This is a genomic window from Pseudomonas fluorescens (assembly GCF_012974785.1).
In the GTDB taxonomy this organism is placed as follows: domain Bacteria; phylum Pseudomonadota; class Gammaproteobacteria; order Pseudomonadales; family Pseudomonadaceae; genus Aquipseudomonas; species Aquipseudomonas fluorescens_BT.
The window spans coordinates 626020-640688 of record NZ_CP027561.1; the positions used below are offsets into that span (position 1 = coordinate 626020).

The 14669-nt window shown below is 61.0% G+C and carries 8 protein-coding genes; 5 read left to right on the forward strand and 3 right to left on the reverse strand.

From position 1 onward, the window contains the following. The first annotated feature begins 105 nt into the window (after window positions 1-105). Window positions 106-1503: a replicative DNA helicase gene (dnaB, locus tag C6Y56_RS02700; RefSeq protein WP_085711165.1), complete on the forward strand. Its 1398-nt coding sequence runs from the start codon at window positions 106-108 to the stop codon at window positions 1501-1503. 9 nt (window positions 1504-1512) lie between these two features. Here the strand turns inward: dnaB and C6Y56_RS02705 are convergent, their stop codons facing one another. After that, window positions 1513-4092: a hypothetical protein gene (locus tag C6Y56_RS02705; RefSeq protein ID WP_169428621.1), complete on the reverse strand. Its 2580-nt coding sequence runs from the start codon at window positions 4090-4092 to the stop codon at window positions 1513-1515. A gap of 161 nt (window positions 4093-4253) precedes the next feature. Between C6Y56_RS02705 and C6Y56_RS02710 the strand changes: the two genes are divergently transcribed. The 4 genes from C6Y56_RS02710 to C6Y56_RS02725 all read left to right on the forward strand — a co-directional run bounded on the left by C6Y56_RS02710 (window position 4254) and on the right by C6Y56_RS02725 (window position 13521). Beyond that, complete coding sequence (locus C6Y56_RS02710) at window positions 4254-6566, forward strand: YgiQ family radical SAM protein (RefSeq protein WP_169428622.1); 2313 nt, start codon at window positions 4254-4256, stop codon at window positions 6564-6566. A 211-nt stretch (window positions 6567-6777) separates the two neighbouring features. Beyond that, window positions 6778-10053, forward strand: coding sequence for a DUF2126 domain-containing protein (locus C6Y56_RS02715; RefSeq protein WP_169428623.1), 3276 nt, complete (start codon window positions 6778-6780; stop codon window positions 10051-10053). An 88-nt stretch (window positions 10054-10141) separates the two neighbouring features. Further along, window positions 10142-12628 (forward strand): circularly permuted type 2 ATP-grasp protein, encoded by a 2487-nt coding sequence (locus tag C6Y56_RS02720; RefSeq protein ID WP_169428624.1) that lies wholly within the window; start codon window positions 10142-10144, stop codon window positions 12626-12628. Then, a complete protein-coding gene (locus tag C6Y56_RS02725) occupies window positions 12628-13521 on the forward strand; it encodes a transglutaminase family protein (protein WP_169428625.1) in 894 nt (297 codons plus the stop codon). Before C6Y56_RS02720 ends, C6Y56_RS02725 begins: the two co-directional genes overlap by 1 nt. A gap of 118 nt (window positions 13522-13639) precedes the next feature. On the opposite strand, the gene C6Y56_RS02730 is transcribed toward C6Y56_RS02725, so the two are convergent. Together C6Y56_RS02730 and C6Y56_RS02735 are read right to left on the reverse strand one after the other, a co-directional pair. Beyond that, entirely contained in the window at window positions 13640-13828 is a 189-nt protein-coding gene (locus C6Y56_RS02730) for a hypothetical protein (RefSeq protein ID WP_169428626.1), read from the reverse strand. 68 nt (window positions 13829-13896) lie between these two features. Next, a complete protein-coding gene (locus C6Y56_RS02735; RefSeq protein WP_169428627.1) occupies window positions 13897-14484 on the reverse strand; it encodes a TIGR00730 family Rossman fold protein in 588 nt (195 codons plus the stop codon). Window positions 14485-14669 lie beyond the last annotated feature (185 nt).

A 14669-nucleotide genomic window follows, 5' to 3' on the forward strand; every position in this document is an offset into this window, starting at 1 on the left:
ACTGGCGGCTTGTTCGCCAGACGGTTAACATCGGGCACGATCCTGTCTTCAGGTCGTGCCCTTTGTCTTTCTGCAATCCCTGCTTTTCCTGAATAAAAAGTGGCCATGAACGAAATATCCGCTCCCGAGCAATACGATCTGCAAACCGCCGCGCTGAAGGTGCCGCCGCATTCCATCGAGGCCGAACAGGCCGTGCTCGGTGGTCTGATGCTGGACAACAACGCCTGGGAGCGCGTGCTCGATCAAGTCTCCGACGGCGATTTCTACCGGCATGACCACCGTCTGATTTTCCGTGCGATCGCCAAGCTGGCCGATCAGAACTCGCCGATCGACGTCGTGACCCTTGCCGAGCAACTGGACAAGGAAGGTCAGACCTCGCAAGTCGGCGGCCTGGGCTACCTCGGCGAACTGGCGAAGAACACGCCGTCCGTCGCCAACATCAAGGCCTATGCGCAGATCGTCCGCCAGCGTGCGACGTTGCGTCAGTTGATCGGCATCAGCACCGAAATTGCCGACAGCGCCTTCAACCCTGAAGGTCGTACCGCCGAGGAAATCCTCGACGAAGCCGAACGGCAGATTTTCGCGATTGCCGAGGCCCGGCCAAAAACCGGCGGCCCGGTGGGCGTGAATGACCTGTTGACCAAGGCCATCGACCGTATCGACACCCTGTTCAACACCGCTGACTCGATCACGGGCCTGTCCACCGGTTACACCGATCTGGACGAGAAGACCAGCGGCCTGCAACCGGCCGACCTGATCATCGTCGCCGGTCGTCCGTCGATGGGTAAGACGACTTTTGCGATGAACCTGGTGGAAAACGCCGTGTTGCGCAGCGACAAGGTGGTGCTGGTGTACTCCCTCGAGATGCCAGGCGAATCGCTGATCATGCGTATGCTGTCGTCCCTTGGGCGTATCGACCAGACCAAAGTGCGTTCCGGCCAACTGGAAGACGACGACTGGCCGCGTCTGACTTCGGCGGTCAACCTGCTCAACGACCGTAAACTGTTCATCGATGACACCGCCGGTATCAGCCCGTCGGAGATGCGTGCCCGGACCCGGCGTCTGGTGCGCGAGCACGGCGACATCGGCCTGATCATGATCGACTACCTGCAGCTGATGCAGATCCCTGGCTCCAGCGGTGACAACCGGACCAACGAGATTTCCGAGATCTCCCGATCGCTGAAAGCCCTGGCCAAGGAATTCAACTGCCCGGTGGTGGCTCTGTCGCAGCTCAACCGCTCCCTGGAACAGCGCCCCAACAAGCGCCCGGTGAACTCCGACTTGCGGGAATCCGGAGCGATCGAGCAGGACGCCGACGTGATCATGTTCGTGTACCGGGACGAGGTGTATCACCCGGAAACCGAGCACAAAGGCATCGCCGAAATCATCATCGGCAAACAGCGGAACGGCCCGATCGGCTTCATCCGTCTTGCCTTTATCGGCAAGTACACGCGCTTCGAAAACCTCGCGCCGGGCAGTTACAACTTCGACGACGATGAGTAACGCGATTGATCACGTCAGGTGATCAAACAGTTTCTGGGCAACTCGCGGACTGATGAGTTCCCGCCAGATCCGCTGGTGGGGTCGGCCAGCCTGTGCTTCGCGCTGTTGAAACGCGCTGCCGAGCTTGCTTTGTCCCAGGGTTTTCATGTGTGCACCCTTGAGCGTGTAGTCCAGCGCCGCGCGATCTTGCCTGTCGTAGTGAAAGTGGGCCTCCCACAATTGCGAATTGTCTGAACGGTCGTTGATCGAGTAGACATCGAGGAATGACTTGTCCCTTCCCTTGCCCATTTGTTTGCGTTCTACCGTTTTCACGACTGTCAGCTGTGAGTGATCGAGCAGGAAGTTCAGGCGCAGTACATCCAGGACATCCTTGTTTTTGTACATCCGTATCAGAATGGACTGTCCTTCGGTCTCCATTGATGTCGCGGCGGTTCTGAGCCGACTGATCAATCCGCTGACCTCGGCGTCTTCTGTCACCCGATCAGTGGCCTCCAGACGTTGCGCCAGATCCCTGAAACGATCCGTCTCTGCGCCCAAAAATTCGACGATATTGGTCGGATTGGCTTTGCGGGCTTCCATGATCCGGGCCTGGGTTACGTATTCATTCACGCGTTGAAGGGATTCAGTCGCGTCGCTCACAAGTTGTGGTCTGGGTGTGAGCGCGACGGCGGGGCGAACCTGTTGCCACTCACCTTCGATGTTCTCGTAGCGTTGAGGTGGCTGGTGCGGCTTGAAAAGATCGGGAACCTTGAGAGTAATGCTGCCATCCGCTGCTGTGTCCTGCTCCCCCACCAGAACCCGGTAAGTGCCATGGTGGCGTGTCCGGAACAGTTTTCGCGGGGCGGTTGCCTCGGCCCCCGCAGCGGACTGCTCCGGAAGAAAATCGAAATCGATGTCCTGATCGTAAAGAGGTAATTGGCTGTTGCTGTCGACCTGTTCATGGATTGCGTTCAGGCGGTTGTCGATTTTCGTTTCGAACACATGCATCAGGGACAATGCATGGCTGACATATTGCGCCTTGACCGGATCCGCTGAAGTATCCAGAGATTCGAACCAGGCTCTGTCACTCCTGATGTTTTCCAGCGTCAAATGCAGCGCCAGCGCTTCGGAGTCACCATAGACTTCGGGCAAATCCTTTTTCAACAGGTGCAAGGCCATTGCACTGCGCATGCCGAGAGGCGACGGATTTTCGGGGTCGTCGGAAATCAGGCGCAGGCAGATGTTGTATTGATTGGAATGGATCTGATCTACGGTGGGTACTCCACGGTTCATATCGTCCAGATCTGATGTTGCACTACGGTCGGCTTTGCGAATCTGATCCATGACATCCTGGCGGTCATTCATGATCTTCAGCTTTTTGTTGAGATGGGCAAAATTGCTCTTTAGCGACTCGACCGTTATTGGATGTCTGGTCGGATAGGCCCTGTGATCCATCGCGGCAATCAGCTTGTTGAGGTAGTCGACTCTGTTCAACTGTTGAGTATGCAGTTCGCTTTTGTAGAGCCCGCCGGCCTTCAGCAGGATCAACCAGTCCTTGTTGTCGATCAGTGACTTGACGTATTCGGCTTGCATTCTTGTGTGCTTGATGATGTGCACTTCAAGCCTGATCATCGCCTCTTTCTCTGCCTGGCTTCCCTCAGGAAGATCTCGGGCACTGTCCCAGAGTTCTCCATAGCGCTTGTTGGATGTGACTAACGCCTCGAAGGCGTTTCTGATGGGCTCATATTTTTGAAGCAAATAGGCTTTGCTGTCCTGAGTCTGTGCAGTACGACGCATGCCTCCCTTGAGTCCATCCAGACTTGTTGTCCAGATGCCATCGGAATTGCGGGTGATGGCCAGCGTTTCACCGGATCGGCTTGCGCGATAGATATTTTCGCTGTCGGCGGCGACCGGGTCCTTCGGATTGACGACGCGCCAGACATTGCGCTGGGGAGATGAAGCGTCAACGTCGCGCATCACCTGATGGGCATGGTTCTCGATGATGACGTAGCGCTTGCCTTCAAAACGATGCAGGCCGTCGCTGTCCGGGTCTGCTCCGGAGAAGTCCAGAGGCGTCCTGAAATTCGCCAGCCGGCTGGCGGAGAGTGGGAGTGGGCTCTTTTCGAAGTCGATCAGCGGATGCCATCGGTTGCTATCGGGATCATGGAAGAGAATCGGGCCGGAGGGCCTTGATTCACTTCCCAGTCTGGCCCGGTAGAGGGCAGTGTCGGGATCCAGGCTGATCTGCAGGATGCTGCCATCGTGCATATCGACGAACTGCCGGCCCTTCAACCTTCTGAATCCTGATGCGTCGGCGACCGGCAATCGGATGTTCGGGCCGACCCTGTAGGCTTCAAGTAAGGGTGGTGCGGGTATTGCGGTCGGGTATGAATGAGTTTCGCTGACACTCACCGAAGGCGCTTGAGAGATCATGTCCGGGTCTGTGCTGTCCGGGATTCTGTCCGATGTCTGTCCATTGATGAGGCTGTGCTCGGCAGGACGGATAGCGTGCGAGGCGTCGTGCCGTGGCAGGTGGTCATGGTTTGATCGCAAAGGCGGGTTATGCACCTCGACGGTGGTTACGCTTCTTGACGGTGGTTTTGCAGGCATCTTTATTCATCCTTGAATAAGTTGAAGGGCATCTTTTGGAGCCGGTGTGTGGCCGGTGGGACAAAGGGGAGAGAAACCGACCACGGCCGTCGGAATTGGTCAAAATTTGTGCTATATTCCGCGCCCGCGAAATTCAATGAAAGCCAACACCGGTTATCGACATGCAAGCAGCCAAGCCGTTATTTGACTATCCAAAATATTGGGCCGAATGTTTCGGGCCAGCGCCGTTCCTGCCGATGAGCAGGGAGGAGATGGATCAGCTCGGCTGGGATTCCTGCGACATCATCATTGTGACGGGAGATGCCTACGTCGATCACCCGTCGTTCGGCATGGCGATCATCGGCCGGCTGCTGGAGTCGCAAGGCTTCCGCGTCGGGATCATCGCGCAGCCGAACTGGCAGTCCAAAGACGACTTCATGAAGCTCGGCGAGCCGAATCTGTTCTTCGGCGTCGCGGCCGGCAACATGGACTCGATGATCAACCGCTACACCGCGGACAAGAAAATCCGTTCCGACGACGCCTATACCCCGGGTGGCATGGCCGGCAAGCGTCCGGATCGCGCGAGCCTGGTCTACAGCCAGCGCTGCAAGGAAGCCTACAAGCACGTGCCGATCGTGCTCGGCGGCATCGAAGCCTCCCTGCGCCGCATCGCCCACTACGACTACTGGCAGGATCGCGTGCGCAACTCGATCCTGATCGACGCCAGCGCCGACATCCTGCTGTACGGCAACGCCGAGCGGGCGATCGTTGAAGTCGCCCAGCGTCTGTCCTACGGTCACAAGATTGAAGACATCACCGATGTGCGCGGTACCGCATTCATCCGCCGTGATACGCCGGCAGGCTGGTACGAAGTCGACTCCACGCGCATCGACCGTCCGGGCAAGATCGACAAGATCATCAACCCGTACGTCAACACCCAGGACACTCAGGCTTGCGCGATCGAGCAGGAGAAGGGCCCGGTTGAAGACCCGCAGGAAGCCAAGGTCGTGCAGATCCTGGCCAGCCCGAAAATGACTCGCGACAAGACCGTGATCCGCCTGCCGTCGATGGAAAAGGTGCGCAACGACCCGGTCCTGTATGCCCATGCCAACCGCGTGCTGCACCTGGAAACCAACCCGGGCAACGCCCGTGCGCTGGTCCAGAAGCATGGCGAGATCGACGTCTGGTTCAACCCGCCGCCGATTCCGATGACCACTGAAGAAATGGACTACGTGTTCGGCATGCCTTACGCACGTGTTCCGCACCCTGCGTACGGCAAGGAAAAGATCCCGGCCTACGACATGATCCGTTTCTCGGTGAACATCATGCGGGGCTGCTTCGGTGGCTGCACCTTCTGCTCGATCACCGAGCATGAAGGCCGGATCATCCAGAACCGTTCCGAAGAGTCGATCATTCGTGAAATCGAAGAGATCCGCGACAAGGTGCCGGGTTTCACCGGCGTCATTTCCGACCTCGGCGGCCCGACCGCGAACATGTACCGCATCGCCTGCAAGAGCCCGGAAATCGAATCCGCGTGCCGCAAGCCGTCCTGCGTGTTCCCGGGCATTTGCCCGAACCTGAACACCGACCACTCGTCGCTGATTCAGCTGTACCGCAGCGCCCGTGCGTTGCCGGGTGTGAAGAAGATCCTGATCGCCTCCGGCCTGCGTTACGACCTTGCGGTCGAGTCGCCGGAGTACGTCAAGGAGCTGGTGACGCACCACGTCGGTGGTTACCTGAAGATCGCCCCGGAACACACCGAGGAAGGTCCGCTCAACCAGATGATGAAACCGGGGATCGGCACCTACGATCGCTTCAAGCGCATGTTCGAGAAGTACACCAAGGAAGCGGGGAAAGAGCAGTACCTGATTCCGTACTTCATCGCCGCGCACCCGGGCACCACCGACGAAGACATGATGAACCTGGCCCTGTGGCTCAAGGGCAACGGCTTCCGTGCCGACCAGGTCCAGGCGTTCTATCCGTCGCCGATGGCCACCGCCACCGCGATGTACCACTCGGGCAAGAACCCGCTGCGCAAGGTCACCTACAAGAGCGACGGCGTGACCATCGTCAAGAGCGAGGAGCAGCGCCGTCTGCACAAGGCGTTCCTGCGTTATCACGACCCGAAAGGCTGGCCGATGCTGCGTGAAGCGCTGATCCGCATGGGCCGCGCCGACCTGATCGGGCCCGGCAAGCACCAGTTGATCCCGACGCATCAACCGGCCACCGACAGCTACCAGAGTGCCCGTCGCAAGAACTCGACGCCGGCCGGCAGCCATAAAGTGGCGAAGGACGTAAAAGAGAAGACCACCAGGATCCTCACCCAGCACAACGGCCTGCCACCGCGCGCCAGCGACGGCGGCAATCCCTGGGACAAGCGTGAACAGGCCAAGGCCGCGGCATTCGCCCGCAACCAGCAGGCCGCCAAGGAGCGCAAGGAAGCCGCGAAAGGCAAGGGACCGAAACCGGCACGCAAGCCGGTCGTACCGCGCTAAAACGCACTTGAGCTGAACAGAACGCCAACCTTCGGGTTGGCGTTCTGCGTTGTGCCTCGCAACATTTGCGTGCAACTGTGCCAAACCATTTCACCGCATCGCCCGATTTTGGTGCTGTACTGCCCTGAGCATTCCGGGAAAGCGCCCAAGCCTCTGCATGGCATAAGTCTTGCGCGCTTTCGAATACGCTTGGGCTCGCAGGAGGCACGCCGTGTCGATTCATGTCGCATTGCATCACGTCACGCATTACCGCTACGACCGCGCTGTCGAACTCGGCCCGCAGATCGTGCGTCTGCGCCCGGCTGCCCACAGCCGCACGCGGATTTTGTCTTATTCACTGAAAGTCTCCCCCGAGCAGCACTTCATCAATTGGCAGCAGGACCCTCAGGGCAACTACCTTGCACGGCTGGTGTTCCCCGAGAAAACCGCCGAGCTGCGGATCGAGGTCGACCTGCTGGCCGAGATGGCGGTGTTCAACCCGTTCGACTTTTTCCTTGAACCCTATGCCGAGAAAATCCCCTTTGCCTACGCCGCCGATGAGCGCAAGGAACTGGCGCCGTACCTCGAAACCCTGCCGCTGACGCCGACATTCAAGGCCTATCTGGACGCCATCGACCGTACGCCGCTGCCGGCCGTGGATTTCCTGGTAGCGCTCAACCAGCGTCTGAGCGAAGACATCAATTACCTGATCCGCATGGAGCCGGGTGTACAGACCCCGGAACATACCCTCGAACACGCCTCCGGTTCCTGCCGCGATTCGGCGTGGCTGCTGGTGCAACTGCTGCGCAATCTCGGGCTGGCAGCGCGTTTCGTTTCCGGTTACCTGATTCAGCTGACCGCCGACGTGAAAAGCCTCGACGGCCCGTCCGGCACCGAAGTGGATTTCACCGACCTGCACGCGTGGTGCGAGGTGTATCTGCCGGGAGCGGGCTGGATCGGTCTCGATGCGACGTCGGGGCTGTTCGCCGGGGAAGGGCATATCCCGTTGGCCTGCAGTCCCGATCCGTCCTCCGCGGCGCCGATCAGCGGTCTGGTGGAGCCTTGCGAATGCGAGTTCAGCCACGAAATGTCCGTGGAGCGGGTCTGGGAAGCGCCACGGGTGACCAAGCCTTACACCGATGAACAGTGGCTGGCGATCCAGGCCCTGGGCCGGCAGATCGATGCCGACCTGCTGGAAGGCGACGTGCGCCTGACCATGGGCGGCGAACCGACCTTCGTGTCCATCGACGACCCGGACGGCGCCGAATGGAACACCGCTGCGCTCGGCCCAGACAAGCGCCGGCTTTCCGCCGAGCTGTTCCAGCGCATGCGCAAACACTACGCGCCAAAAGGGCTGGTGCATTTCGGTCAGGGCAAGTGGTATCCCGGAGAACAACTGCCGCGCTGGTCGCTCAATTGCTACTGGCGCCGCGACGGCGTGCCGATCTGGCACAACAACGCACTGATCGCCGACGAGCAGCAGGATTACGGCGCCGATGGCGCACTGGCCGGACGCTTTCTGGCGAGTGTCGCCGAGCGCCTGAAACTGCCGACACGTTTTGTGTTCCCGGCCTACGAAGACAATTTCTATTATCTCTGGCGCGAGGGCGCCTTGCCGAGCAACGTCAGCGCTGAAGACTCGCGTCTGGAGGAACCACTGGAACGTGCGCGACTGCGCAAGGTGTTCAGTCAGGGCCTGGACAAGATCATCGGCCAGGTGCTGCCGCTGGCGCGCACCGCCAAGGGCGATCAGTGGCAGAGCGGGCGCTGGTATCTGCGCGATGAGCATTGCCGGCTGGTGCCGGGGGATTCACCGCTGGGCTATCGCCTGCCGTTGGGTTCACAGCCCTGGGTGAAGGCGACGGAGTATCCGTTCATTCATCCGAACGATCCGAATCAGGATTTCCCCGAGTTGCCCGAAACGACGCAGCTCAACGATCACCGTGAGCCGGCTCCGGTGGACGAACGTGCACCGAAGATCGACGAGTCCGCTGATTGGCTGACCCGCACCGCCTTCTGCGCCGAGGCCCGGGAAGGCCGGTTGTACCTGTTCATGCCGCCGCTGGAGCGGGTCGAGGATTATCTGGAACTGGTCGCGGCCATCGAAGCCACCGCCGAGGAGCTGCATTGCCCGGTATTGCTGGAAGGCTATGAGCCGCCGAGCGATCCGCGTCTGAGCAACTTCCGCATCACCCCGGATCCTGGCGTGATCGAGGTCAACGTGCAGCCGTCGGCGACCTGGGACGAGTTGGTCGAACGCACAGAGTTTCTGTACGAAGAAGCGCGCCAGACCCGGCTGTCCACCGAGAAGTTCATGATCGACGGGCGCCACACCGGTACGGGCGGCGGAAACCATTTCGTGCTCGGCGGCGCGACGCCGGCGGACTCACCGTTTTTGCGCCGCCCGGATCTGCTGCGCAGCCTGATCAGCTACTGGCACAACCATCCATCGCTGTCCTACCTGTTTTCCGGTCTGTTCATCGGCCCGACTTCGCAGGCGCCGCGAGTCGATGAAGCGCGCAACGACGCACTGTATGAGCTGGAAATCGCCTTCGCGCAAATGCCCGCACCGGGAGAAGAGTGCGCGCCATGGCTGGTGGATCGGCTGTTGCGCAATCTGCTGATCGACGTCACCGGCAACACCCACCGCGCCGAGTTCTGCATCGACAAGCTGTATTCACCGGACGGCGCCACCGGGCGCCTCGGTCTGCTGGAGTTGCGCGCGTTCGAGATGCCGCCCCATGCGCGCATGAGTCTGGCTCAGCAGCTGTTGTTGCGGGCGCTGGTGGCGCGGTTCTGGCGCGAGCCTTATGCACCGCCGAAACTGGCGCGCTGGGGTACCGAGTTGCATGACCGTTTCCTGCTGCCGCATTTCATCGAGCAGGACTTCGCCGACGTCATCGTCGAGCTCAACAACGCCGGTTACCCCCTGCGTGCCGAATGGTTTGCGGCGCATCTGGAGTTTCGCTTCCCCAAGGTCGGTGATTACGCCGTCAACGGTATCGAACTGGAGTTGCGCCAGGCCCTTGAGCCCTGGCATGTGCTGGGTGAGGAGGGCGCGGCGGGCGGCACGGTGCGCTACGTCGATTCATCGCTGGAGCGTTTGCAGGTCAAGCTTACGGGGCTGCCGCCGCAGCGCTATCTGCTGACCTGCAACGGTATCCCGGTGCCGCTGCAACCGACCGGGCGGGTCGGCGAGTTTGTCGCCGGCGTGCGTTTCCGCGCCTGGCAGCCGGCCAACTGCCTGCAACCGACGATCCCGGTGCATGCGCCGCTGGTGTTCGACCTGCTCGATACCTGGATGCAGCGCTCGCTGGGCGGCTGCCAGTACCACGTTGCCCATCCGGGCGGACGCAATTACGAGACACTGCCGGTCAACGCCAACGAAGCGGAGAGCCGGCGCATGGCGCGTTTCTTCCGCATCGGACATACGCCGGGGAAACTTCCGATACCCAATGTCGAAACGAACGACGAACTACCGATGACACTCGATTTACGACGTTTCTGAATCAGGCACGACGCCCGGATTTTTCGTATATCCGGGCGTCATGTGCCTGCGTTAGTCTGACCGTTCCTTGCTGGCTGCCGAGCTTTCCATGCCTGACCTGCTTGACCGCTACCCGCTGACGGCGGGCACCTATCACGAACTGCTCGACGACAGCGGAGCGGTGCGTCCGCACTGGCAGCGGCTGTTCGACCAATTGCAGCGCAGCACCCCGGCGCAACTGGTGCAGCGTCAGGCGCTGCTGACCCGACAGATTCAGGAAAACGGCGTCACCTACAACGTCTATGCCGATCCCAAGGGGGCGGATCGTCCCTGGGAGCTGGATCTGCTGCCCCACGTGATCGCCGCTGACGAGTGGCAACAACTGTCGGCCGGGATCGCCCAGCGCGCACGCTTGCTCAATGCGGTGCTGGCGGATCTGTACGGCCCGCAACAGTTGATCCGCGAAGGGCTGCTGCCGGCAGAACTGGTGTTTGGCCACAACAACTTCCTCTGGCCCTGTCAGGGCATCGCGCCGCCGGACGGGGCCTTTCTGCACCTGTATGCGGTGGATCTGGCGCGCACGCCGGACGGTCGCTGGTGGGTGACTGCGGATCGTACCCAGGCGCCATCCGGTGCCGGTTATGCACTGGAAAACCGCACCATTGTGTCCCGGGCCTTCCCCGAGTTGTACCGGGATCTGAAGGTGCAGCACCTGGCCGGATTCTTCCGCACCTTGCAGGAAACCCTGGCCCGTCAGGCCCCCTGCGACGATGACGCGCCGCTGGTGGTGTTGCTGACCCCGGGGCGTTTCAACGAAAGCTATTTCGAACATCTTTATCTCGCCCGTCAGCTCGGCTATCCACTGGTGGAGGGCGGCGACCTGACGGTGCGTGATGCCACGGTCTACCTGAAAACCCTCAGCGGTCTGCGTCGGGTCCACGCGATCATGCGTCGGCTCGACGATGATTTCTGCGATCCGCTGGAACTGCGTACGGATTCGGCGCTGGGCGTTCCCGGATTGCTCGAGGCCGTGCGTCAGGGCCGAGTGCTGGTGGCCAATGCTCTGGGCAGCGGCGTGCTGGAGTCGCCGGGGCTCTTGGGTTTTTTGCCGAAGATCAATCAGTACTTGTTCGGCGAAGAACTGATCCTGCCCTCCATCGCCACCTGGTGGTGCGGGGAGGCACCGGTGCTGGCCCAGGCGTTGGAAAAACTGCCGGAGTTGCTGATCAAGCCGGCGTTTCCGTCCCAGAGTTTTGCACCCGTTTTCGGGCGTGATCTGAGTGAGAAACAGCGCCAGAGTCTCGCCGAGCGCATGCAGGCCCGGCCTTATGCCTATGTCGCGCAAGAACTTGCGCAACTGTCCCACGCGCCGATCTGGCAGCCCGAGGACGGCCAGTTGCAACCGCGTGCCATTGGCATGCGCATGTATGCGGTGGCCAGTCATGATGGTTATCGGGTGTTGCCCGGTGGCCTGACCCGGGTGGCGGCCGAAGCCGACGCCGAAGTGGTGTCGATGCAGCGTGGTGGCGCGAGCAAGGACACTTGGGTGCTGGGAGACCGGTCGCCAAGCGGCGAGCAGTGGAAGACCCAGCGCAACATCGGCGTGCATGATCTGGTGCGGCGCGATCCCTATCTTCCGTCGCGGGTGGTGGAAAACCTGTTCTGGTTCGGCCGTTATTGCGAGCGCTGCGACGACAGCGCGCGGCTGCTGCGGATCATGCTGGCGCGTTACATCGACGGGGATGATCCGCAAGCCTTGCAGGCTGCCGTGGAGCTCGGCGAGCGCCTGATGCTGCTGCCGGACGAAGGAGAGCTGCCAGAGCGCCTGCTCGCGGCCCTGCTTGGCGAGGACTGGTCGTTCAGCCTGCGCTCCAACCTGCAACGCTTGCAGTGGGCGGCGTCGCAGGTGCGCGGCAAGCTCTCGCGGGAGAACTGGCAGGCGCTGGTGGAATTGCAGCGCGAGGCGACGGAGCTGGACACCGATGAGCCGGACTTTGGCGAGTTGCTGGATTTTCTCAATCGGCTGGTGATGTCACTGGCGGCGCTGTCCGGGTTTGCCCTCGATGACATGACCCGCGACGAAGGCTGGCGTTTCCTGATGATTGGCCGGCGGATCGAGCGCCTGCAGTTTCTCAGCAGCAGTCTTGCGGGTTTCCTGCGCGGCGCCGGGGCGTTCGATCAAGCGGGACTTGAGTGGTTGCTGGAGCTGGGCAACAGCAGCATCACCTATCGCTCGCGTTATCTGGCGGTGGCGCAGTTGATCCCGGTGCTCGACCTGTTGCTGCTGGACGAGCAGAACCCCCATGCGGTGTTGTTCCAGTTGAAACTGGTGACGCGCACGCTCAAGCGTTTGAGCGACGATTTTGATGCGCCTCGGGAGGCCGGGTTGCCGCAACTGGTCGAGCGTCTGGCGCGCTTCGATCTGGGGTGCCTGGAAAACCCCCTGTTCGGCGAATCCAGCGTGCGCGCGGCCCTCGATGGTCTGGCGGATCTGCTGCAAGACATCGCCGACGCCAGCGGCCAGGTGTCCGATCGACTGGCCCTGCGTCATTTCGCCCATGTCGATGATGTCAGCCAACGCACGGTGTCCGTCTGATGAATGCCCACTACCAGATTCTTCACGATACCTGCTATCACTACGACAGCCCGGTCTCCCTGGCGCAGCAACTGGCGCACCTGTGGCCCCGTGAGTGCGCCTGGCAGCGCTGTACCGAACAGCAATTGCTGATCAGTCCGGAACCGACCGCCCGGCGTGACGAGCAGGATGTGTTTGGCAATCCGCTGACACGCCTGGCGTTCGAACGGCCTCACGATGAATTGCAGGTCAACGCCCGGCTGACGGTCGAGGTGCTGGCGCGGCCGGCGCTGGATTTCAATCTGTCCCCGGCCTGGGAGCAGACCTGCAATTCGCTGACCTACACCAGCCAGCCATTGTCCACCGAGCTGCTGGAAGCTTGCCGTTACCGGTTTCAATCCCCCTACGTTCATTTGAAACGCAGCTTTGTCGAGTTTTCCGAAAGCTGTTTCCCGCCCGGGCGACCGCTGCTGCTGGGCGTACAGGCGTTGATGGAAAAGATCTTCGATGAATTCACCTTCGATGCCGAGGCCACGCAGGTCGCGACACCGTTGGTCGAGGTGCTGGAGCGCCGGCGCGGGGTCTGTCAGGACTTCGCTCACCTGATGCTGGCCTGCGTGCGTTCCCGAGGATTGGCGGCGCGCTACATCAGCGGCTACCTGCTGACACGGCCGCCACCGGGGCAACCGCGATTGATTGGCGCCGATGCGTCTCATGCGTGGGTTTCGGTGTTTTGCCCGGTGCTCGGCTGGGTGGATTTCGATCCGACCAACAATGTGCAGCCGGCACTGGAACACATCACCCTGGCCTGGGGCCGGGATTTCTCCGATGTGTCGCCGTTGCGCGGGGTGATTCTGGGCGGTGGCAATCACGACCCGGAAGTCCGCGTCACCGTGTTGCCATTGGAGGAGTGAAGATCAAATGTGGGAGCGGGCTTGCTCGCGAAAGCAATTGTTCAGTCATGAATGTCACGACGCTTTCGCGAGCAAGCCCGCTCCCACAGGGATTGTGTTCAAGGTTTCAGCAATGTGCTCAGGCGTCTGGCGTCTGATCTTTCGGTGCATCAACATCAATTGCATCATCATCGGTCGCCACTTCACCGTCAGGGTTCAGTGCCGCTTCTTCAGCCATCTGTTTCTTGCGCTGAAGCTTTTCCTCTTTCTTCTGTTCCTTGGCCAGGTCACGTTGACGCTTGGCGAAGGAGTAATTGGGTTTGGCCATGGGCGATCCTCTGGGGTCGAAGGTGAGGTTGAGCGGCGCGTATTCTGCCCTGTATCGGTGCCCGGGGGTTAACCGGGTTTCTGGTCGACCCACTTTGGCGTGACGGTCGGCTGCCACTGATCGAGGGCATCGAGCAGCGTTTGCGGCGATTCGCTTACTTGCAGCATGTCACGGTGCGGTGCGCGAACGAAGCCTTCGCCGACGATGTGATCGAGAAATGCCGTGAGTTTGCTGTAGAAACCGTTCACTTCCAGCAGGCCCAGCGGCTTGCCGTGGTAACCGAGCTGGCCCCAGGTCCAGACTTCGAACAGCTCTTCAAGCGTGCCGAGGCCGCCGGGCAGGGCGATGAACGCATCGCTGAGTTCAGCCATCCGCGCCTTGCGCGCGTGCATGCCGTCGACCACTTCCAGGCGCGTCAGGCTCTTGTGGCCGATTTCCTTGTCCATCAGGCTCTGCGGAATGATGCCGATCACTTCGCCACCGGCCGCCAGTGCGGCATCCGCGACGATCCCCATGAGGCCGACAGCGCCACCGCCGTAGACCAGGGTCAGTTTGCGCTCGGCAATGGCTGTGCCGAGGGCGATGGCGGCTTCGGTGTACGCCGGGGTGGTGCCGGCGTTGGCACCGCAAAATACACAAACGGATGTGAGAGACATGCCTTCCTCCTGGGTCAATCCGTCACAGGGTAATGGCTGGCACGCCTTGATCCAAGGGCTAGACTTCGCGTTTCGGGGTTTCATAGGTGCCGCTGGCGCCACAGGCGTAGGCGGCGAGCAGACTGTACAACAGGCTGTTGAGGGACATGACTGATGCTCCAGTTGAGTTGAGCCCTGAAGATACG

Bases quoted from the DNA above. Each gene is read 5' to 3' on its own strand.
- dnaB (WP_085711165.1), top strand. From the start codon at position 106: ATGAACGAAATATCCGCTCCCGAGCAATACGATCTGCAAACCGCCGCG.
- C6Y56_RS02705 (WP_169428621.1), bottom strand. From the start codon at position 4,092: ATGCCTGCAAAACCACCGTCAAGAAGCGTAACCACCGTCGAGGTGCAT.
- C6Y56_RS02710 (WP_169428622.1), top strand. From the start codon at position 4,254: ATGCAAGCAGCCAAGCCGTTATTTGACTATCCAAAATATTGGGCCGAA.
- C6Y56_RS02720 (WP_169428624.1), top strand. From the start codon at position 10,142: ATGCCTGACCTGCTTGACCGCTACCCGCTGACGGCGGGCACCTATCAC.
- C6Y56_RS02725 (WP_169428625.1), top strand. From the start codon at position 12,628: ATGAATGCCCACTACCAGATTCTTCACGATACCTGCTATCACTACGAC.
- C6Y56_RS02730 (WP_169428626.1), bottom strand. From the start codon at position 13,828: ATGGCCAAACCCAATTACTCCTTCGCCAAGCGTCAACGTGACCTGGCC.
- C6Y56_RS02735 (WP_169428627.1), bottom strand. From the start codon at position 14,484: ATGTCTCTCACATCCGTTTGTGTATTTTGCGGTGCCAACGCCGGCACC.